This is a genomic window from Acetoanaerobium noterae, from assembly GCF_900168025.1.
Lineage (GTDB): Bacteria > Bacillota > Clostridia > Peptostreptococcales > Filifactoraceae > Acetoanaerobium > Acetoanaerobium noterae.
Genome location: NZ_FUYN01000005.1, coordinates 131951 through 149253, shown reverse-complemented (window position 1 = coordinate 149253; position 17303 = coordinate 131951). Strand labels below are relative to the sequence as shown.

Here is a 17303-nt window from a genome sequence, read left to right as displayed (position 1 = left end):
TGGGGGTGAGATTTTGAAAAAGACAATTCTATCATTTATTATGATATTTACTATATTATTTAATACTTATTCTAAGCCTGCTTATGCTGACCCTGTTACTATTGGAGTTACTTCTTATGAGGTTTATACTTATATAACTTTAATTCTTACGTATATGGGTGTTGAATTTAAGAATGCTCAGGAACGTCAAAGATGGATTGAAGAAGAATACGGAACTTATACTGGAAACCCTGACGGTGGTTTTTATGATATTATCGATTATCAAATAAGACGTGCTAAGGCTGATGCAAAGTTTGGAACTGAACCTCCTAAACCTGAACCCCGTCAAATTGCAATTCCTGTACCTGATTCTTTAATTGATAACTTATTTAATAAACTAAAAGATTTGGTATCAAATGAAACTAGTCCAGATGAAATTTCATTTAATATGATAAATTTTTTAGTTTCTCAACAAGTTGATGAATACAGAATTTTTGCTGTTAATAATCCTTATTACACTTATTTAGCAATTGCTAATAAGGATTATGATGATGGATATAGAATTACTGTTAAAGATGGGAAATACTCTAATTATAAGTCAATAAATAATCATTATTATTATCTATATACTTATCAATTTAAACCAAATGGAAATCTATATTATCAGGGTATGACTATAATTGACCCTTTAGATATCGTTTCTTATTTTAAAATAACATCTATAATTACTGATAATATAGTTGATGAAACTAAAACTCAAATTACTTTACCTACTGGAGATTTTAATCTTAATTGGACTAGCCCTTATACTGGTATGCAAACTGTTACTATGCCATTAACAACTACTGGAATTGAATCCCCTGTTGAAGTTCCTGTTATACCTGGTGAATATGTTGAGCCTGTTCCTGATGAAGTTACTAACCCAATACTAAATCCTGATGGTGACCCTCTTATCAATCCTGAAACTGGACTTCCATTTCTAGATCCTGAAACTGGACTTCCTATTTTTCCATCTACTCCTCTTGTTCCTAGTGTGCCTGTTACTCCTGTTCCAGCACCTGAAACCTTAACTCAGCCTAAAGATTATACTCCTAATTTGACAGAAATTAGTAATGGAATTAAGCAGCTGCCTGAGCGAATTATAAATCCTATAAAGAAACTTTTTATTCCTGATACAGTTAGTAAAATCGATTTTAGCCCTCTTAACGTTCCAATTACTAATAAATTTCCATTTTGTATTCCGTGGGATTTAAGAGATGCAGTAGTTGCTTTTTCTGCTCCACCTGTTCCGCCTGTTTTTACTTTTTCTTTAACTTTTTTTGGTGATGAATATCCTATAGTTTGGGACTTTGCTATTTTTGATGAATTTGCTGAAATAACTAGATTTTTCGTTCTTATTGGTTTTGTGGTTGGTTTGATTCTAGCAACTAGAGGTTTGATTAAGGGGTGATTATATGCTTTTAAATGCGATTATTTGGGTCATAAATGTAGCTATTGAATCTTTGGGCGATATTATCAGGCTTTTCTTGTCATTGCTCCCTAATTCCCCTTTTCAAGCTATAGAAATGCCTGCTTCTGTATCTAAGAATCTATCATATTTGAATTGGCTTGTTCCTGTTAATAAAATACTTGGTGTTTTTTCTCTTTGGCTCGTTGCTATTGCAGGGTTTTATTTATATCAAATTATTCTTAGGTGGGTAAAAGCTATTGAGTAAATTAATTGATTATCTCAGAAGAATTGGTTTTGATTTATTAATTACTTACTTTATTTTTTTGATTTTAATGTTTTTGATTTTGGGGGTTTTAATATGATTACTCTATTTTGTGGTACTCCAGGAAGTGGAAAATCTTTGATGGTTGCTAAAGAAATACTTTTTGAAATTAGAGTAAAAAAAAGAAATGTTATTTGTTGTAATATGTCGGTTAATCCTGATTATGTATGCAGGCAGGGAAAGAATGATGGAAAGCTTTTGTTTGCTCCTACTTATGCTCAAATACAGAATCCTTATTATCTCTTTGAATATGCTAAGAAATATCATAAAAAAGGAATTGAAGGACAGACACTTATAGTATTTGATGAAATTCAGGAACTTCTTTCTCCTACTGTGTGTAAAAGAATGAGAACTGAAAACCCTGATTATGTTAAGGACTGGCTTACTTTCTTCTCTCAGCATCGTCATTTAGGTTATGATGTTTACTTTGTTACCCAGTACGATCGTATGCTTGTTCATGATATCAGATATCTTGTTGAATATAAGAACATCCATAGGAAGCTTCGTAATAATGGCGATACTGGTTTCTTGATTGCTTTCTTCTTAAGGTTAATTTTTGGAATTGAATTGTTTATTCAAATAAGTACCTGGTGTGCTACTCGTGAAAAAATGGGTCATAGATTTTATTGGTATTCTAAAAAATTAAGTAAAGTTTACGATTCTTATAAAAAGTTTGCGGACATGCAGACGCAGGATAGCGTAGCGTGCAAGCCTGCGACTGTCGGGTCTGCGAATTTTATAGAGCAAATGGAAAGTTTTAATAAAGTTGTTGAATTTCCTGAAAATAAAAAGACTTCATAACGTTTTATAATACATCATTTTTAACGTTTTAAGTTACTAAAAAAGCAAGGGCGCACTTGTGCGTGCATTTTACCCTTGCTTTTTTCTACGTGATTTTCCATGCTTTTTATTGCTCTCTGCCCATAGCAGAGGGCTTACTTGCTTATGCTGCATTATCTTTTTCTCTCTAAAAGTTTTTTCAAACTCTCTTTTACTTTCTTTTCTCTTTTTTCTATGTAAAATAAATCTTTTAGACAATTATCTTTTATTTTTTCAAGCTCTTCCTCTTCTTTTTTCCAGTAATCTAGGGCATTATTGAATAATTTCTTTTCCATTTTTTAAATCACTCCTAAAAAAAGGTATTGACAAAAAATAAAAGTAGTAGTAATGTAAAAATTAACAGATACCCCACCTCTATAAGGGGGTATCATTAGCCAAAAGGGGTTTTGTTAAATGAAGAATTATTTTCTTATTGATTACCTTACAATCAATATAAAAAATGTAGTTCCTACAGAAATGATATCCTTTTTTTGTAATGTTGTTAGAAATAATGATGTTAAAATTGATAATTTTATTCATTTTGAAACTGGTGCTATAGCTGGTTATAACAATTCATATCGTTTTCTTGGTGAAAAATTTATAACTTTTTCTTATCATACTGATTTTCCTGAGTATGGTCTTACTATTAATATCTCTGGTCAAGGTTGTAATTTTTTGAAATCTTCTGATTTTGTTGATTACATCTCCTTTCTAAAAAATAATGGATATGATTACAATGTTACTAGATGTGATATTGCTTATGATGATTTTAACAAAATTATTCCTATTAATCAAATGATTGAATCAGTAAAAAATTATATTGATAATGGAACTTCTGTTTCTACTAAAATAATGCGTTCTTCTGTTACTTTTTATTATGGTTCTTTTAATAATATTTCTTATACTAATTTTAAATTTGGTTCTAGATATTCAACTGGTGGTTTAAGACTTTATGATAAAAGAGCAGAACAAAAATGTAAAGATTTAGACTATTGGTATCGTTTAGAATTAGAGCTTAGAAAAGAAAAGGCTCATGCGTTTATGAATCTTTATCTAACGCATTATAATAATTTTTCTGATTTATATGTTACTATATTAAATTCAATTTTAAGATTTATTGATGATTCTGATGAAGGAACTCATAAATCAAGGTCTAAAAATTCAGGGTGGTATACTGATTTTTTAGCTAAGTTGGGCAACACATCTTTAAAAAGTACATTTAAAAACTAGTTGAATCCTTAAATAAATAGGCCCCTAACATAATTTTTCTATAATTAAGGGCCATTTTTTTATTCTTTATACATTTAACTCTACATCTTTAACTAGGTTCTTATATTTTTCTAGTATCGGATTTACATCATTTAAAATAAATTCTTCAACTTGTTCTTTTGATCTTCCTATAAAATTCTCAGCTTTAAGTACATTTTTTATCTCAACTTCGTCTAAATTAAATTCAGCATCATTTGCTAATAATTCTATTAGATTATTATGTCCACCATTTATTTTTACATTTTTTGCTGCTTCCATAGAATAAACTCTAATTTTTTCGTGTAGCTCTTGTCTATCGCCACCTTTTTTTACAGCCTCCATAAGAATATATTCTGTAGCCATAAATGGAAGTTCTTCATTTATATGTCTGTTTATCATATTCTCATACACAACAAGACCATTGGTAACGTTAATTGCAATTTCTAAAATAGCATCTGTTGCTAAAAATGCTTCACCAATTGCTAATCGTCTGTTTGCTGAATCATCTAAAGTTCTCTCTAACCACTGAGTAGAATGAACTAAAGCTGGGTTTTGAGCTAAATTTATTATGTATTTTGATAATGAAGATATTCTTTCTGAACGCATTGGATTTCTTTTGTAGGCCATTGCAGAAGATCCTATTTGAGTTGATTCAAAAGGCTCTTCTAGCTCTTTAAGATGCTGCAATAATCTTATATCATTTGTCATTTTATGAAGACTTTGGGCTATCGATGATAATGATGAAAGTACATATGAGTCTACTTTTCTACTATAAGTTTGTCCTGTAACTGGATATGACTTTTTGAAACCCATTTTTTCGCAAACTTTTTCATCTAGCTCTTTAACTTTATCATGGTCGTGATTGAATAATTCTAAGAAAGATGCTTGGGTTCCAGTAGTTCCTTTGACCCCTCTTAAATATATTTTATTTTTTCTGTAGGTGACTTCTTCTAAGTCCATCAACAAGTCATATAACCATAAAGTCGCTCTTTTTCCAACAGTTGTTAATTGTGCTGCTTGAAAATGTGTGAATCCTAGAGTTGGAATAGACTTATATTCTATTGCAAATTTTGATAAATTATTTATTACTGAAGCTAGCTTTATTTCAATTAACTCCAAAGCCTTAAACATGTTAATTAAGTCGGTGTTATCCCCTACATAGCAGCTAGTCGCACCTAGGTGAATAATGCCTTTTGCTAGTTCAGCTTGTATTCCAAAAGCCTTTACATGGGACATTACATCATGCCTTGTCTCTTTTTCAATTTGTTTTGCTACATCGTAATTTATATCAGATTCAAAGTCTTTCATATTTTGAATTTGATTATCATCAATATTAAGTCCTAATTCTTTTTGGCTCTCAGCAAGTGCAATCCATAATTTTCTCCATGTTTTAAATTTATTTTCATCTGAAAAAATATAACTCATTTCTTTGCTTGAATAACGCTCGTTTAATGGATTTTGATATACTTCCCTATTAATCATTTTATTCTCCCTTCAAAATTACAGTAATTCTTCAATAAAATTACTTTTATATTCGTATTATATCAAATAATAAACACTAAAAAAAGTTTAATATTCGTTATTATTAAATAAAAAAATAAAAACCTTATAAGCTTTAAAGGCTTACAAGGCTATATTTAATTAAGAAATAATTAATTACTAAATTTATTATATTATTCTAAGCATTTCTTTATTCTATTTAAACCTTCTTTAATCTTTTCTTGTGATGTTGCATATGATAGTCTCACATAATTATCTACTCCAAATGCTATACCTGGAACTACTGCTACTTGAGCTTCTTCTAGCAATAAATTTGCAAAATCCATGGATCCTTTTATTTCTATATTCTTAATTTTTTTACCAATAGCATTAGAAATATTGACCATAACATAAAACGCACCCTTAGGCTTTTTACAACTTAATAGAGGAATTTCATTAACTAGTGAAACCATCAAATCTCTTCTTAAATTAAACTCTGCTTTCATATTATCGATTGATGAAGTATCTCCTTCTAAAGCTTCAATACTAGCGTACTGAGCTACAGTATTAGGATTTGATGTAGCATGACTTTGCATATTGCTCATAATTGATGCAATTTCTTTGTTTGATGCAGTGTATCCTATTCTCCATCCAGTCATCGCATATGCTTTTGACATACCATTTATAACAATAGTTCTTTCTTTTATTTCTTCAGAAAATGATGCAATACTAATATGCTCACCATCATAAATTAATTTTTCATAAATCTCATCAGATATCACTATTAAATCTTCTTTAATAGCTAAGTCAGCGATTTTCATAAGCTCATCTCTAGTATAGACTGCACCTGTAGGATTTGATGGGGAGTTGATTATAATAGCTTTTGTTTTATCAGATATCACAGAAGAAATATCAGCAGCTGTTATTTTAAACTCATTTTCTTCTAATCCTTCAATTATTACAGGCTTTGCTCCTGACATATTAATTAGCTCAATATAGCTCACCCAGTATGGAGAAGGTACAATGATTTCATCCCCAGGATTAACAATAGCTTCAATTGCATTATGTAAAGAATGCTTTGCTCCATTTGAAACCACAATCTGTCCAGATTCATAATCTAATCCATTGTCATTTTTTAATTTTTTAATAATTGATTTTTTTAAATTTGGCATTCCATCTGCTGCAGTATAACCTATTGGGTCATTTTCTATAGAATCTATTGCTTTTTTTCTAATATTTTCTGGTGTTTTAAAATCAGGTTCTCCAACGCTAAAGCCTATAATGTCTATCCCTTCAGATTTCATTTTTTTCTCTTTCGCACTTATAGCTAATGTTATTGAGGGCTCAATAGCCGAATACTTCTTAGAATACTCCATTAATAAATACCTCCTCATATGATATAATTTCATTATACTATATTCTCAACAATATACAAGACTTCTATCATTATATTAAAAAAATGATTATTATCTTTCAAAATTCATATTTATATGTGAATAGTTAATATACTATGATATAATACACCTAAAATTTTAAGGAGAGCCAAATGTATAATAAAAACATTAACATAAAAGTAGATTATAGAATAATTAGAGAAGATGGTATGGACCAAGATATAATCATCCCTATCGAAAACGGACTTATAGATTTGAATGTATCTGATTTTAAAATTTTCGATAGGATACAATTTACTCATATTTATGCCATCTTACTAAGAATAACAAATCAGAACATGACAATTTGCATACACCTGCTTAAGGATATAGATATTTTTTCCAGCTTTGTAAATATGGATATTGACTTAGCCAAAAAAAATATGGTTATCAGTAAAAATGACAACCATACAATAATAAATATTGAATCAGTTAATTAATCATATTATTAATTTGCCTTTTTAAATATAGCCCTACTATTTCAGAAAATCTATCAATAGAATGAATATATGCAAAGTCTTTGCCATAAATCAATTTTTCTGCGTCCAAATCCTCTATTTCACCAGTATATACACCAAGCACTGCTATACCTTTCATTCTAGCTTTTCTCACTTCATGAGCAGTATCCTTTACAGCTTTTATACCTTTATAATCTGCATCTCTATTAAAAGCTAAAGAAGAGGTTTTAGTAACCTTTACATCATTTGGTTTTCCGTCACTTAGTACAATTAAAATTTTATGCTCCTCAGGTCTTTTTTCTAATGATTCAACTACTGCTCTTATAGCCAATCCATCTCGGTTACTTCCAGTAGCATAGTATTCAAAAATATTTTTATTTTTTATAATTGGATCATTATAGTCTCTGAATCTTCTTATAATAGTAAAATCTAAAAAGTTATTAAAACTTAGCACCCTATTTGGTATATTAACAAGAGACAAAGCTTGTGAGATAACATACCCTTGCGAAGCTACTCGGCTTTGGCGCTCCATTTGAGAACCGCTTGAATCAAGAAGTATGTCCACAGCAAAATCTCCAATATCCTCTTTGACCTCTTTTTCAAACACCTTGGAATTATTTAGATATTTAATTTTCCATATTATATCTCCTCTAAGCATTCCATTATCTGATATATTTTTACTATATTCAGTATCTCTTAGTATGGTTCTTTGAATTATATCTTTTAACTTACTTATATTTCTGTTGTAAACTCTATAGTGATCGTTATAATCAATCATATTCTTTTCTTTTTGTTTTTTTACATACTTGACTCTGTAATTATTAATATGACTGAGCTTAAAATTTCCATCTGTTATGTGAATATGGCATCCTTTATGCATTCCAGTACAGATTTTTTTTTCTAGTTTTCTAAGTTCATCAAAAGACACTATTGATGCCCCGTAATACTGCTCAATTTTATCTGTGAGTTTGTTGTATACCTCTGGATTAATATTAAAGTTCATTTTATTATCTTCAAACTCATATCCATCCTTAGGGTCTATTTTACTTGCATTTGGGTTATATTCTGCCGAAACATATTCTTCCTGTAATTCATCATATAAATATGAATTTGGCGAATCCTTAGTTGTGGTATCAGTATTATCACTTAATGCTTCTTTTTCCTCAGGAGCTATATTTTCATTGTCAAAATAGCTTTCAAAATGGAAGTAGTCTTGAAATATTTTACTTAAAAATTCAATCAGCTCAATAGTAGAACTTATGGATTTACCTTTATCAATTTCTTTAACTAACTTATATACTTTTGAATTTACTGCTGGAGATTTTCCAATCTTCCTAGAATAATAAGCAAATCTAATTTCATCTGCTGAATCCTTTGGTTTATTAAAAAAGAAACTACTTAATATTTTTTTATATACATCTTCTTTTAGTTTTTTTATAGCGGGTCTTGATATTTCTATATTACTAATTACATTTTCTTCTAAGACAAGTACCGCAATTTGAAAAAACGGTTTAGGATCTGAAATTTCAACCTTAATTTTATTAATATATGAATATATCATCTCATAATCAAAGAATCTATAAATTCCGCCTAAAACAGTATTATTATATAAATCTATTTTCCTATCTCCAGTGAATTTTACAAGTGTAAAATCAGGGTCTATAGAATATTTCTCAGAAATAGTCCATACAACATTCGAAAACCTTTCTTCAGATTCTCGTCTCAATAAATTATTATCTTCCATAATCCATCCTCTTTCGCAGTTACTACAATCTAAAAATATCTTCTTTCCCTAAAGATTTAGGTATTCTTAGTTCAATTACATCAGAAATGATTTCTTTTTCAAACTCATCAAAAGTTTTACCAAGTATACCCATTTTTACTGCAAGCAATGGCTCAAGTCCTCTATTGATTGTTCGCAACGCTCCTATCAAACCTCTAAGATCAACTGCTTTAGTTGATATCTCAGAATTTTGAGATTTGAGCTGTAAATCCAAAAATAATCCACTGAACTGCTCTAAATATTCTTCATTTAGATTAGGAAATTCAGATAGCAATATTTTCGTTAATTTAGACTTTGTCATAGGCGGTATGTCAATAACCATAAAACGAGATACTAGAGCTTCGTTCAATTCTTTTGTTCCAGCATATCCATAATTCATAGTCCCAATAAATCTGGTAGCTTCATTAAGATATATCTTATCGTATCCAGGCACATCTATTATTCTTCTGTGATCAAGCGCTGAGTGAAGTACAGCTACTGCATCATTTTTAGCCATATTTATTTCATCAAAAATTCCAAATCCTCCATTCTCAGCACATTGATAAACCGAACCCTTTCTAAGATCAACTCTATTATCTACAAAGGTATCTGTTCCAATTAATGCCGAGCTATCAGTATTAACATGAAAAGAAACTGTCCACGCAGGCCTATTAAATGCACAAGCAAGATTATCAGCAAGTACGTTCTTACCTGTGGCTTTTGGTCCACTAATTAAAATGTGCTCTCCTTCTAACAATGCAGCTATAGCCATATTCCAAACTTCTCTTCCATAGTAGTAAAATCTTGGTTTTGGGATTCTTAAAAGGTTTTCTTCTTTATTATCATAAAATTTTCTAAAATGAAGTAAGTCTTCTATTAATTTTTCATCTACATTATGTGATTTTAAAAATTCAATCATGGCAATTCTCCTTTAGAAACTCTTTATTTTCACTATAAATTAATAAATTATTTTATATAACATAATAGATAGATTATAACATTATAAGACTGAAATGAGTAAAGAATTTAATACTTAATTCTTGTATACAATATTATTTTAAAATTTAATAAATGCAATTTTTGAATCAATAATTGCATTTATTAATATTAAATTTTCGTTATTCAGATAAATTAATTTTAGGTTTATACCTTAAATATAAACAAATAATAATGTTATCGTTGTGTATACAGAATAATCATAAAAAATAAATTTTGCATATCGAATAATATAAATTGCAATTTTACGAAAAAATGTATTGATTTTTAATTTTTATAGTAATATAATCATTTCTAATAATCTAAATGAAATATATAACGGAGGGATTGCCTTGTACAAAATTACAGTTATTCCTGGAGACGGAATAGGAGAAGAAGTTACTCAAAGTGTTATTCAGATGGTTGACTCACTTAATTTGCCAATCGAATGGGAAATAGTTAGTGCAGGGCTTAATACATATAATAATACAGGTGAACTTTTGCCAGAATCTGCATTAAACAGTATTGAAACAAATAAAATTGTTTTAAAGGGTCCTATAACTACACCTATCGGCTATGGATTCAAAAGCATCAATGTAACTCTTAGAACAAAATATAATCTATATGCAAATATCCGCCCTGTAAAAAATCTAGGCGTTATAGATAGCAAATATAAAAATATTGACTTGGTTATATTTAGAGAAAACACTGAAGATTTATATGCTGGAATAGAAGAAAAAATAAGCGATAATGAATGCCATAGCTTAAAAATAATTACTAAATCAGCAACACTTAAAATTGCACATGAAGCTTTCAAATATGCTCAAAGCATGAATAAAACCAAAGTTACTGTTGTAACAAAAGCAAATATAATGAAGTTAACAGATGGTCTATTTTTAAATACAGTCAGAGAAGTGGCATTAGATTATCCAAATATAGAGCTAGAGGAATTGCTAATTGACAATATGTGTATGCAGTTAGTTTTAAATCCTTCTAGATATCAAATTATTTTAACATCCAACCTGTATGGCGATATTCTCTCAGATTTATGTGCCGGCTTAATTGGAGGCCTCGGCCTTGTTCCAAGTGCAAATATAGGAAAAGATATTGCATTATTTGAAGCTGTACACGGAAGTGCTCTAGATATAGCAGGAGCTAACAAAGCTAATCCTACAGCATTAGCACTAAGTGCAGCTATGATGCTAGATTATATTGGTGAAAACTTAGCAGCAAAGAAATTAAAGAATGCTCTTAATGAGGTCTTATGTTATGAAGATAATTTCACATACGATTTAGGTGGCAACCTATCAACATCGGATTTTACACAAAAAGTTATAGAAACAATTCAAACTCTTTAATTCAATTGGAGGAATAAAAATGGAAACAGCAATTGATAAACTAGCTATATTAACAGAAAGTAATAGCCTAATAGAACCAGAGCTTTATGATAAATATAATGTAAAAAGAGGTCTTAGAAATTCAAATGGCACTGGTGTTCTAGTAGGACTTACTAAAATTGGTTCTGTGGAAGGTTATAAACTTATTGATGATAAAAAAATCCCAAAAGAAGGTAAACTTTTTTATAGAGGAATCAATGTCGAAGAGATTGTAGATGGATTTCAAAAAGATAATCGTATGGGTTTTGAAGAAACCACTTATTTGCTTTTATTTGGAAAACTTCCAAACAAAACTGAGCTAGATGATTTTAACAAGTTGCTTTCTGAAATGAGATGTCTTCCGAAACACTTTACTGAAAATATGATTTTAAAAATACCTAGCTCAAACATCATGAATAAATTGCAAAGAAGTGTCCTTGTTTTATATTCAAGCGATGATAATCCTGAAGACTTAAGTGTAAGAAATGTTCTTAAGCAATCTTTAAACTTGATAGCAAAATTTCCTACTATTATTTCCTATGGCTATCAAGCTAAATCACACTATTTTTATGATAACAGCTTATTTATCCATTCACCAAGAAAAGATTTAAGTACAGCAGAAAATATTCTTCATATGATTCGTCCTGATAGCAAGTATACAAAAACAGAAGCAGAAACTTTAGATTTAAGCCTTGTTTTACACGCTGAACATGGTGGAGGAAACAATTCAGCCTTTGCTACTCATGTCGTATCTTCAAGCGGAACCGATACATATTCAGCTATTGCTACTGCAGTCGGTTCTCTTAAAGGACCAAAACACGGAGGAGCAAATCTTAAGGTAAGAGATATGGTAGCTGATATAAAGGAAAATGTAAATAATTGGTCAGATAAAAACTTATTAAAGGATTACTTAGTTAAAATTCTAAAAAAAGATGCTTTTGATAATTCCGGTCTAATTTATGGCATGGGCCATGCAGTGTATACTCTTTCGGATCCAAGAGCTGAATTATTGAAAAAGAAAGCCAAAGAACTTGCATGCGAAAAAGATAGTTTAAAAGAATATGAACTTTACACTAATATAGAAGAGCTTTCAAAAGAAATATATAAAACCTTTAAAGGCGAAGATGCCGTAATTTCTGCAAATGTAGACTTATATTCAGGTTTTGTATATGAGCTGCTAAATATCCCATATGATTTGTATACCGCCCTATTTGCTACCTCTAGAATTTCTGGTTGGTGCGCTCATCGAATCGAACAAATCATAAGTGACAAAAAAATAATGAGACCAGCTTACAAAAGCATAGACAAAAACATAAACTATGTAGATTTAAATTCAAGATAATAAACATGAAAAAATCCATTATGGAAGCAGAAATTTTCTGTTCTTAATGGATTTTTATTTTTGTAATTATACGAGTAGACCTATAAGCCGAGTTCTGTCTTGAACAGTCATCTATCTACGACTACTGTCGCCAGTAGCCTCTAGCGACCTACCTACGGGACAAAGACGGGTTATCTTTATATCGGCCCCTGCTTGGTCTTGCTCCGGATGGGGTTTACATAGCCAGTTAGTTACCTAACTGCTGGTGGGCTCTTACCCCACCTTTCCACCCTTACCATAATGGCGGTTTATCTCTGTTGCACTATCCTTGGAGTTGCCTCCACCAGGCATTACCTGGCATCCTTACCCTATGGAGCTCGGACTTTCCTCGTGAACTTAATCACGCGACTGCTCAGTCTACTCTCTTGAGATTATATCATTATATTGATTAATAAACAAATACTTTATACGATTATGCAATTATTGTAATATATAAAATATTATGACATTTATCTTGCAGAAAATTTACAATAATAAAATATTTCTTTCCTAATCTGCTATTTATACTTTATATTTTTTGGGTTTTATGTTAATTTAAATATGCAGATAATAAAAATTTATGAGGTGATAATATGCCAGCAATTTTAGAATGTGTACCTAATATAAGCGAAGGAAGAGATTTAGAAAAAGTAGAAAAAATTGTAGATGCTATCAGAACAACAAAAGGAGTTAAGCTTTTAGACTACTCTTCTGATAAAGATCACAATCGTTCTGTTATAACATTTTTAGGAGAGCCTAATGCTGTAGCTGAAGCTGCTTTAAAGCTAGCAAAAGCTGCAACAGAATTAATCGATATGTCAACACATACCGGTGGCCATCCAAGAATGGGCGCGGTTGATGTAATGCCCCTGATTCCTATCAAAGACATCACTATAGAAGAAACAATAGAGTTATCAAAAAAATTAGCTGAAAGTATAGCAAATGAATGCAACATGCATGTTACATTATACGAAAACTCTGCTTCAGCTCCACATAGACAAAATTTAGCCGATATAAGAAGAGGTCAATACGAGGTTATGGCTGAAAAAATTAAAGAAGATATGTGGATTCCAGACTATGGACCTAACGAATTCAATCCAAAAGCTGGAATGGTTGCAGTTGGGGCTAGACCTCCACTAATTGCATATAATATTAACTTATCTACAGATGACGTAAAAATAGCAAAGAATATTGCCAATGTAATAAGAAGCGCTAAAGGTGGATTTGTATTTTGTAAAGCAATGGGTCTTCTAATTGAAGAAACAGGAAAAGCTCAAGTATCAATGAACTTAGTTAATCCTGATTACACTACTATTTTTAGAGTTTTTGACATGGTAGAAAGAGAAGCTCATCGTTACGGCGTTAGCGTTACTGACTCTGAGATAGTTGGTTTAGTTCCAATGAAAGCACTTATAGATACAGCTATTTATCATCTTAAGTTAGACAACTTCTCTATGGATCAAGTTTTAGAAACAAGAATATGGGAGTAGGTGGAATAAATGAAGCTTATAGATATGAATCTTAAAGATTTTGCAGATGAAGTCGAATCATTATCTCCAGCCCCTGGTGGTGGTTCATGCTCAGCATATAGTTCACTAGTTGGAATATGCTTATCGAGAATGATGGCTAATTTAAGCTTTGGCAAAAAGAAATATGAGCTTAATGAAGAAAACATAAAATTAGAGGTAAAAACCAGTTTTGAAGCGCTTAAAGAAATTAAAGATGAGATGCTATCACTGGTAGATAAAGATACTGAAGCCTTTAATGAAGTTGTAAAAGCAATGAAAATGCCAAAAGAGACTGATGAAGAAAAAGCTCTTAGAAAAGATGCTATCGATAATGCAACATGGCAATCAATAGATGTCCCTCATAGGGTTGCATTACTCTCTTTAGAAGCAATGAAAAAAATGTATCCTATATATAAATATGGCAACGAAAATGCTTTGACCGATGTAGGTGTAGGGTATTTAATGTGTGCTACTGGAGCCGAGGGTGCAATTTTGAATGTAAAAATTAATCTAGGCTCTGTAATGGATATTGAAAGAGCGAAAAAATTAGAGCTAGAGTGCAATCAATTATTGTCAGAGGTTACAAATCTTAAAAACGAAGTATTGGTATCAATTCACGATAGACTTAAAATATAATCGAGGTGAATATAATGTCTGCTGATTTAATTTTATATAATATAGGAGAATTGTTCTGCCCTATTGATAACAATGAGCCCCTAAGAGGACAGGCTATGAATACAGCTAAAATAATGCATAATGCGTATATCGCTATAAAAGCTGGAAAAATTCAAGCTATAGGTGAAGGTGAGGTGCCAGAATCTCTAATTTCTAATGAAACCCAAAAAAGAGATTTATCAGGACTTACTGTTACTCCTGGATTAATAGATTCTCATACACATTTAGTTCACGGTGGAAGTAGAGAAAATGAATTTAGTATGAAGCTTAACGGTGTAAGCTATCTCGATATCCTAGCTGCAGGTGGCGGAATACTAAGTACAGTAAACTCTACAAAAACTTCTACCTTTGATGAATTGTATACTAAAGCTAAAAAAAGCTTAGATACAATGCTTATTCATGGTACTACTACAGTAGAAGCAAAAAGTGGATATGGTTTAGAATGGGAAACTGAAGAAAAACAACTTAAAGTCGCAAAAAAATTAAATGAAGATCATCCAGTAGAAGTAGTTTCAACTTTTATGGGAGCACATGCTATTCCTACTCAGCTCAAAGAAAACCCAGAAGAGTTCATAAAAGAACTTACAGAATTTATGATTCCTGAAGTATCAAAACATTCACTAGCAGAATTCTGTGATGTATTTTGTGAGCACGGAGTGTTTAGTGTAGAACAGACTAGAAGAATACTAAAGTGCGCTAAAGAAAATAATCTAAAAATAAAAATCCACGCAGATGAAATAGTGTCGCTTGGTGGAGCAGAACTTGCTGCTGAAATGGGAGCACATAGCGCTGAGCATCTTATGGCAGCTTCTGATGAAGGTATTTCTTTAATGGCAAAAAATAATGTAATTGCCAACCTTCTTCCGGGAACTACTTTCAGTTTAATGAAAACATCGTATGCCGATGCTAGAAAAATGATTGAAAATAATTTGGCTGTTGCTCTTTCAACTGACTACAATCCTGGAAGCTGCCCAACAGAAAACATCCAACTTATAATGCAGTTAGGTAGCCTTGCTATGAAAATGAGTCCAATTGAAGTGTTTAATGCAGTAACAATTAATGGTGCTCATAGCTTAGGAAGAGGACATGAAACTGGAAGCTTTGAAGTTGGTAAAAACGCTGACATCGTAGTCTTCGATGCTCCAAATATAGACTATATACTATATCACTTTGGGGTTAACCATGTTAAGGAAGTATATAAAAATGGAAATCTTGTTGTACAGGATAGAAGAGTAATATAAATTAAAGGATAATTTCTATAGATTAATAAATCATAATAGAAATTATCCTTTTCTATTTTAATCAATATATTAAAGTCCAATAAAAATCGGAACAAGAATAGGAACTAGTATTGAAAGTATTAACCCTGTTACAAAAGCAATAATTGCAGTTTTTCCATCAGTAGCTTTGGATATAATTGGCAAAGTCGTATCCATGGCAGTTGCCCCAGCTGGAGCTACTGCCTCATTAAATCCTATGTATTTAGCAACAAGTGGAATACTCATAATTGCCAAAATCTCTCTACTGACATTTGTCATAAATGATAAAGCACTAAGCTCAGATGAATATGGAGCTATTATAATAGCAGATAAAGAATACCAACCAAAACCAGCTCCTATTGCCGCTGATTCATTGACATTGTATCCAAAAATTAGTCCACATACTACCGCTCCAATAATACTGCCAAATGCAACAAGTATTGGAGTAGATATAGCTTTTATACCGATTTCTTTTATTTGTGAAATTACATCTTTATTTTTTCCAATATCTATCCCTACGAAGAATAATAAAGCACATAATCCTATATCCATAAAATTTGTTATAAGTCCTACAGAATCACCTGCAAAAAATTTACCTGTAAAAATCCCTAAAACTACTGCAAGTATTATTTTAAATGTCAAAGCCTTCACCTGCTTTCTGAACTTCCTTTTTGCTAGAAAACGTTAATGTAAGCACTTTGTTGAAAATTAGTACAAAGAAAACGCTAAATATTATTGAAAATACTGCAAATGCAGCTGATTTAAGTCCAATAGTAGAAAATGAACTCATTACTTTTTCATCGGTTCCCATGCTGATACCCATAGCAAATAATAAGAATAAAAGACAAATGAGTTGTATTAAATCTAATTTATTCAGGATTTTAGAGCTTAACTTTCCACTCCTACCAACTAGTACGCCCACAAACATTAAAGAAACATACAATAAAATTCTAAAAACCATCCTATCTCCTCCTTGTAGTTTATATCTTTATCATATCAAATTTATTGCTATAACCCAACCCCATTAATTCAATTTATATCGTTATATCTATATATTTTAATATTTAGTAATATTAACTATTTACTTTTTATTCATTTTGCTATAAAATTATTTTATGATTTTAATTAATCTTATCTATCGATTAGGAGGTCTTTTATGAAAGCAATCAGTATTAGTACCGAAGCTCTAACTGAGCTGAG

The 17303-nt window shown here is 30.8% G+C and carries 17 protein-coding genes and 1 other RNA gene; 10 read left to right on the top strand and 8 right to left on the bottom strand.

Annotation, left to right across the window (positions count from 1 at the left end):
• Positions 1-13: 13 nt before the first annotated feature.
• From B5X47_RS10410 to B5X47_RS10400, 3 genes are all read left to right on the top strand, one after another.
• Positions 14-1429 carry a hypothetical protein gene (locus B5X47_RS10410; RefSeq protein WP_079590085.1) on the top strand — a complete coding sequence of 472 codons (1416 nt, stop codon included), beginning with the start codon at positions 14-16 and terminating at the stop codon, positions 1427-1429.
• A gap of 4 nt (positions 1430-1433) precedes the next feature.
• The gene (locus tag B5X47_RS10405; RefSeq protein WP_079590084.1) at positions 1434-1694 is read left to right on the top strand and encodes a hypothetical protein; all 261 of its coding nucleotides are present in this window, start codon (positions 1434-1436) and stop codon (positions 1692-1694) included.
• Positions 1695-1787: 93 nt separating this feature from the next.
• Complete coding sequence (locus B5X47_RS10400; protein ID WP_079590083.1) at positions 1788-2552, top strand: zonular occludens toxin domain-containing protein; 765 nt, start codon at positions 1788-1790, stop codon at positions 2550-2552.
• Positions 2553-2704: 152 nt separating this feature from the next.
• On the opposite strand, the gene B5X47_RS13805 is transcribed toward B5X47_RS10400, so the two are convergent.
• Positions 2705-2866, bottom strand: coding sequence for a hypothetical protein (locus tag B5X47_RS13805; RefSeq protein ID WP_159446462.1), 162 nt, complete (start codon positions 2864-2866; stop codon positions 2705-2707).
• Between the two features lie 118 nt (positions 2867-2984).
• On the opposite strand from B5X47_RS13805, the gene B5X47_RS10395 reads away from it, so the two are divergent.
• Positions 2985-3800, top strand: coding sequence for a replication initiation factor domain-containing protein (locus B5X47_RS10395; protein ID WP_079590082.1), 816 nt, complete (start codon positions 2985-2987; stop codon positions 3798-3800).
• 66 nt (positions 3801-3866) lie between these two features.
• On the opposite strand, the gene purB is transcribed toward B5X47_RS10395, so the two are convergent.
• Positions 3867-5300, bottom strand: a complete 1434-nt coding sequence (gene purB, locus B5X47_RS10390) for an adenylosuccinate lyase (RefSeq protein ID WP_079590081.1) — start codon at positions 5298-5300, stop codon at positions 3867-3869.
• A gap of 191 nt (positions 5301-5491) precedes the next feature.
• On the bottom strand, positions 5492-6673 hold the full coding sequence (locus B5X47_RS10385) for a pyridoxal phosphate-dependent aminotransferase (RefSeq protein WP_079590080.1): 1182 nt from the start codon (positions 6671-6673) through the stop codon (positions 5492-5494).
• Between the two features lie 170 nt (positions 6674-6843).
• Between B5X47_RS10385 and B5X47_RS10380 the strand changes: the two genes are divergently transcribed.
• Positions 6844-7170 carry a hypothetical protein gene (locus tag B5X47_RS10380; RefSeq protein WP_013361453.1) on the top strand — a complete coding sequence of 109 codons (327 nt, stop codon included), beginning with the start codon at positions 6844-6846 and terminating at the stop codon, positions 7168-7170.
• On the opposite strand, the gene B5X47_RS10375 is transcribed toward B5X47_RS10380, so the two are convergent.
• Together B5X47_RS10375 and B5X47_RS10370 are read right to left on the bottom strand one after the other, a co-directional pair.
• Positions 7163-8932, bottom strand: coding sequence for a vWA domain-containing protein (locus B5X47_RS10375; protein WP_079590079.1), 1770 nt, complete (start codon positions 8930-8932; stop codon positions 7163-7165). The two genes, B5X47_RS10380 and B5X47_RS10375, sit on opposite strands and share 8 nt — an antisense overlap.
• Positions 8933-8954: 22 nt before the next feature.
• Positions 8955-9869, bottom strand: coding sequence for an AAA family ATPase (locus B5X47_RS10370; protein ID WP_013361455.1), 915 nt, complete (start codon positions 9867-9869; stop codon positions 8955-8957).
• Positions 9870-10278: 409 nt separating this feature from the next.
• Between B5X47_RS10370 and B5X47_RS10365 the strand changes: the two genes are divergently transcribed.
• Both B5X47_RS10365 and B5X47_RS10360 read left to right on the top strand, forming a co-directional pair.
• Positions 10279-11283 (top strand): isocitrate/isopropylmalate dehydrogenase family protein, encoded by a 1005-nt coding sequence (locus B5X47_RS10365; protein WP_013361456.1) that lies wholly within the window; start codon positions 10279-10281, stop codon positions 11281-11283.
• Positions 11284-11302: 19 nt separating this feature from the next.
• On the top strand, positions 11303-12643 hold the full coding sequence (locus tag B5X47_RS10360; RefSeq protein WP_079590078.1) for a citrate/2-methylcitrate synthase: 1341 nt from the start codon (positions 11303-11305) through the stop codon (positions 12641-12643).
• 67 nt (positions 12644-12710) lie between these two features.
• Here the strand turns inward: B5X47_RS10360 and rnpB are convergent.
• Positions 12711-13046: RNase P RNA component class A (rnpB, locus tag B5X47_RS10355), an RNA gene on the bottom strand.
• 208 nt (positions 13047-13254) lie between these two features.
• Here rnpB and ftcD point away from each other — a divergent pair.
• From ftcD to hutI, 3 genes are read left to right on the top strand one after another with little or no spacing between them, the layout of a single operon-like run.
• Positions 13255-14151: a glutamate formimidoyltransferase gene (ftcD, locus tag B5X47_RS10350; protein ID WP_079590077.1), complete on the top strand. Its 897-nt coding sequence runs from the start codon at positions 13255-13257 to the stop codon at positions 14149-14151.
• Between the two features lie 9 nt (positions 14152-14160).
• Entirely contained in the window at positions 14161-14805 is a 645-nt protein-coding gene (locus tag B5X47_RS10345) for a cyclodeaminase/cyclohydrolase family protein (RefSeq protein ID WP_079590076.1), read from the top strand.
• Positions 14806-14819: 14 nt separating this feature from the next.
• Complete coding sequence (hutI, locus tag B5X47_RS10340) at positions 14820-16085, top strand: imidazolonepropionase (protein WP_079590075.1); 1266 nt, start codon at positions 14820-14822, stop codon at positions 16083-16085.
• 69 nt (positions 16086-16154) lie between these two features.
• On the opposite strand, the gene B5X47_RS10335 is transcribed toward hutI, so the two are convergent.
• Positions 16155-16754: a LysO family transporter gene (locus B5X47_RS10335; protein ID WP_079590074.1), complete on the bottom strand. Its 600-nt coding sequence runs from the start codon at positions 16752-16754 to the stop codon at positions 16155-16157.
• Positions 16735-17064, bottom strand: a complete 330-nt coding sequence (locus tag B5X47_RS10330; RefSeq protein ID WP_079590073.1) for a LysO family transporter — start codon at positions 17062-17064, stop codon at positions 16735-16737. The genes B5X47_RS10335 and B5X47_RS10330 overlap by 20 nt, the downstream gene beginning before the upstream one ends.
• Positions 17065-17303 lie beyond the last annotated feature (239 nt).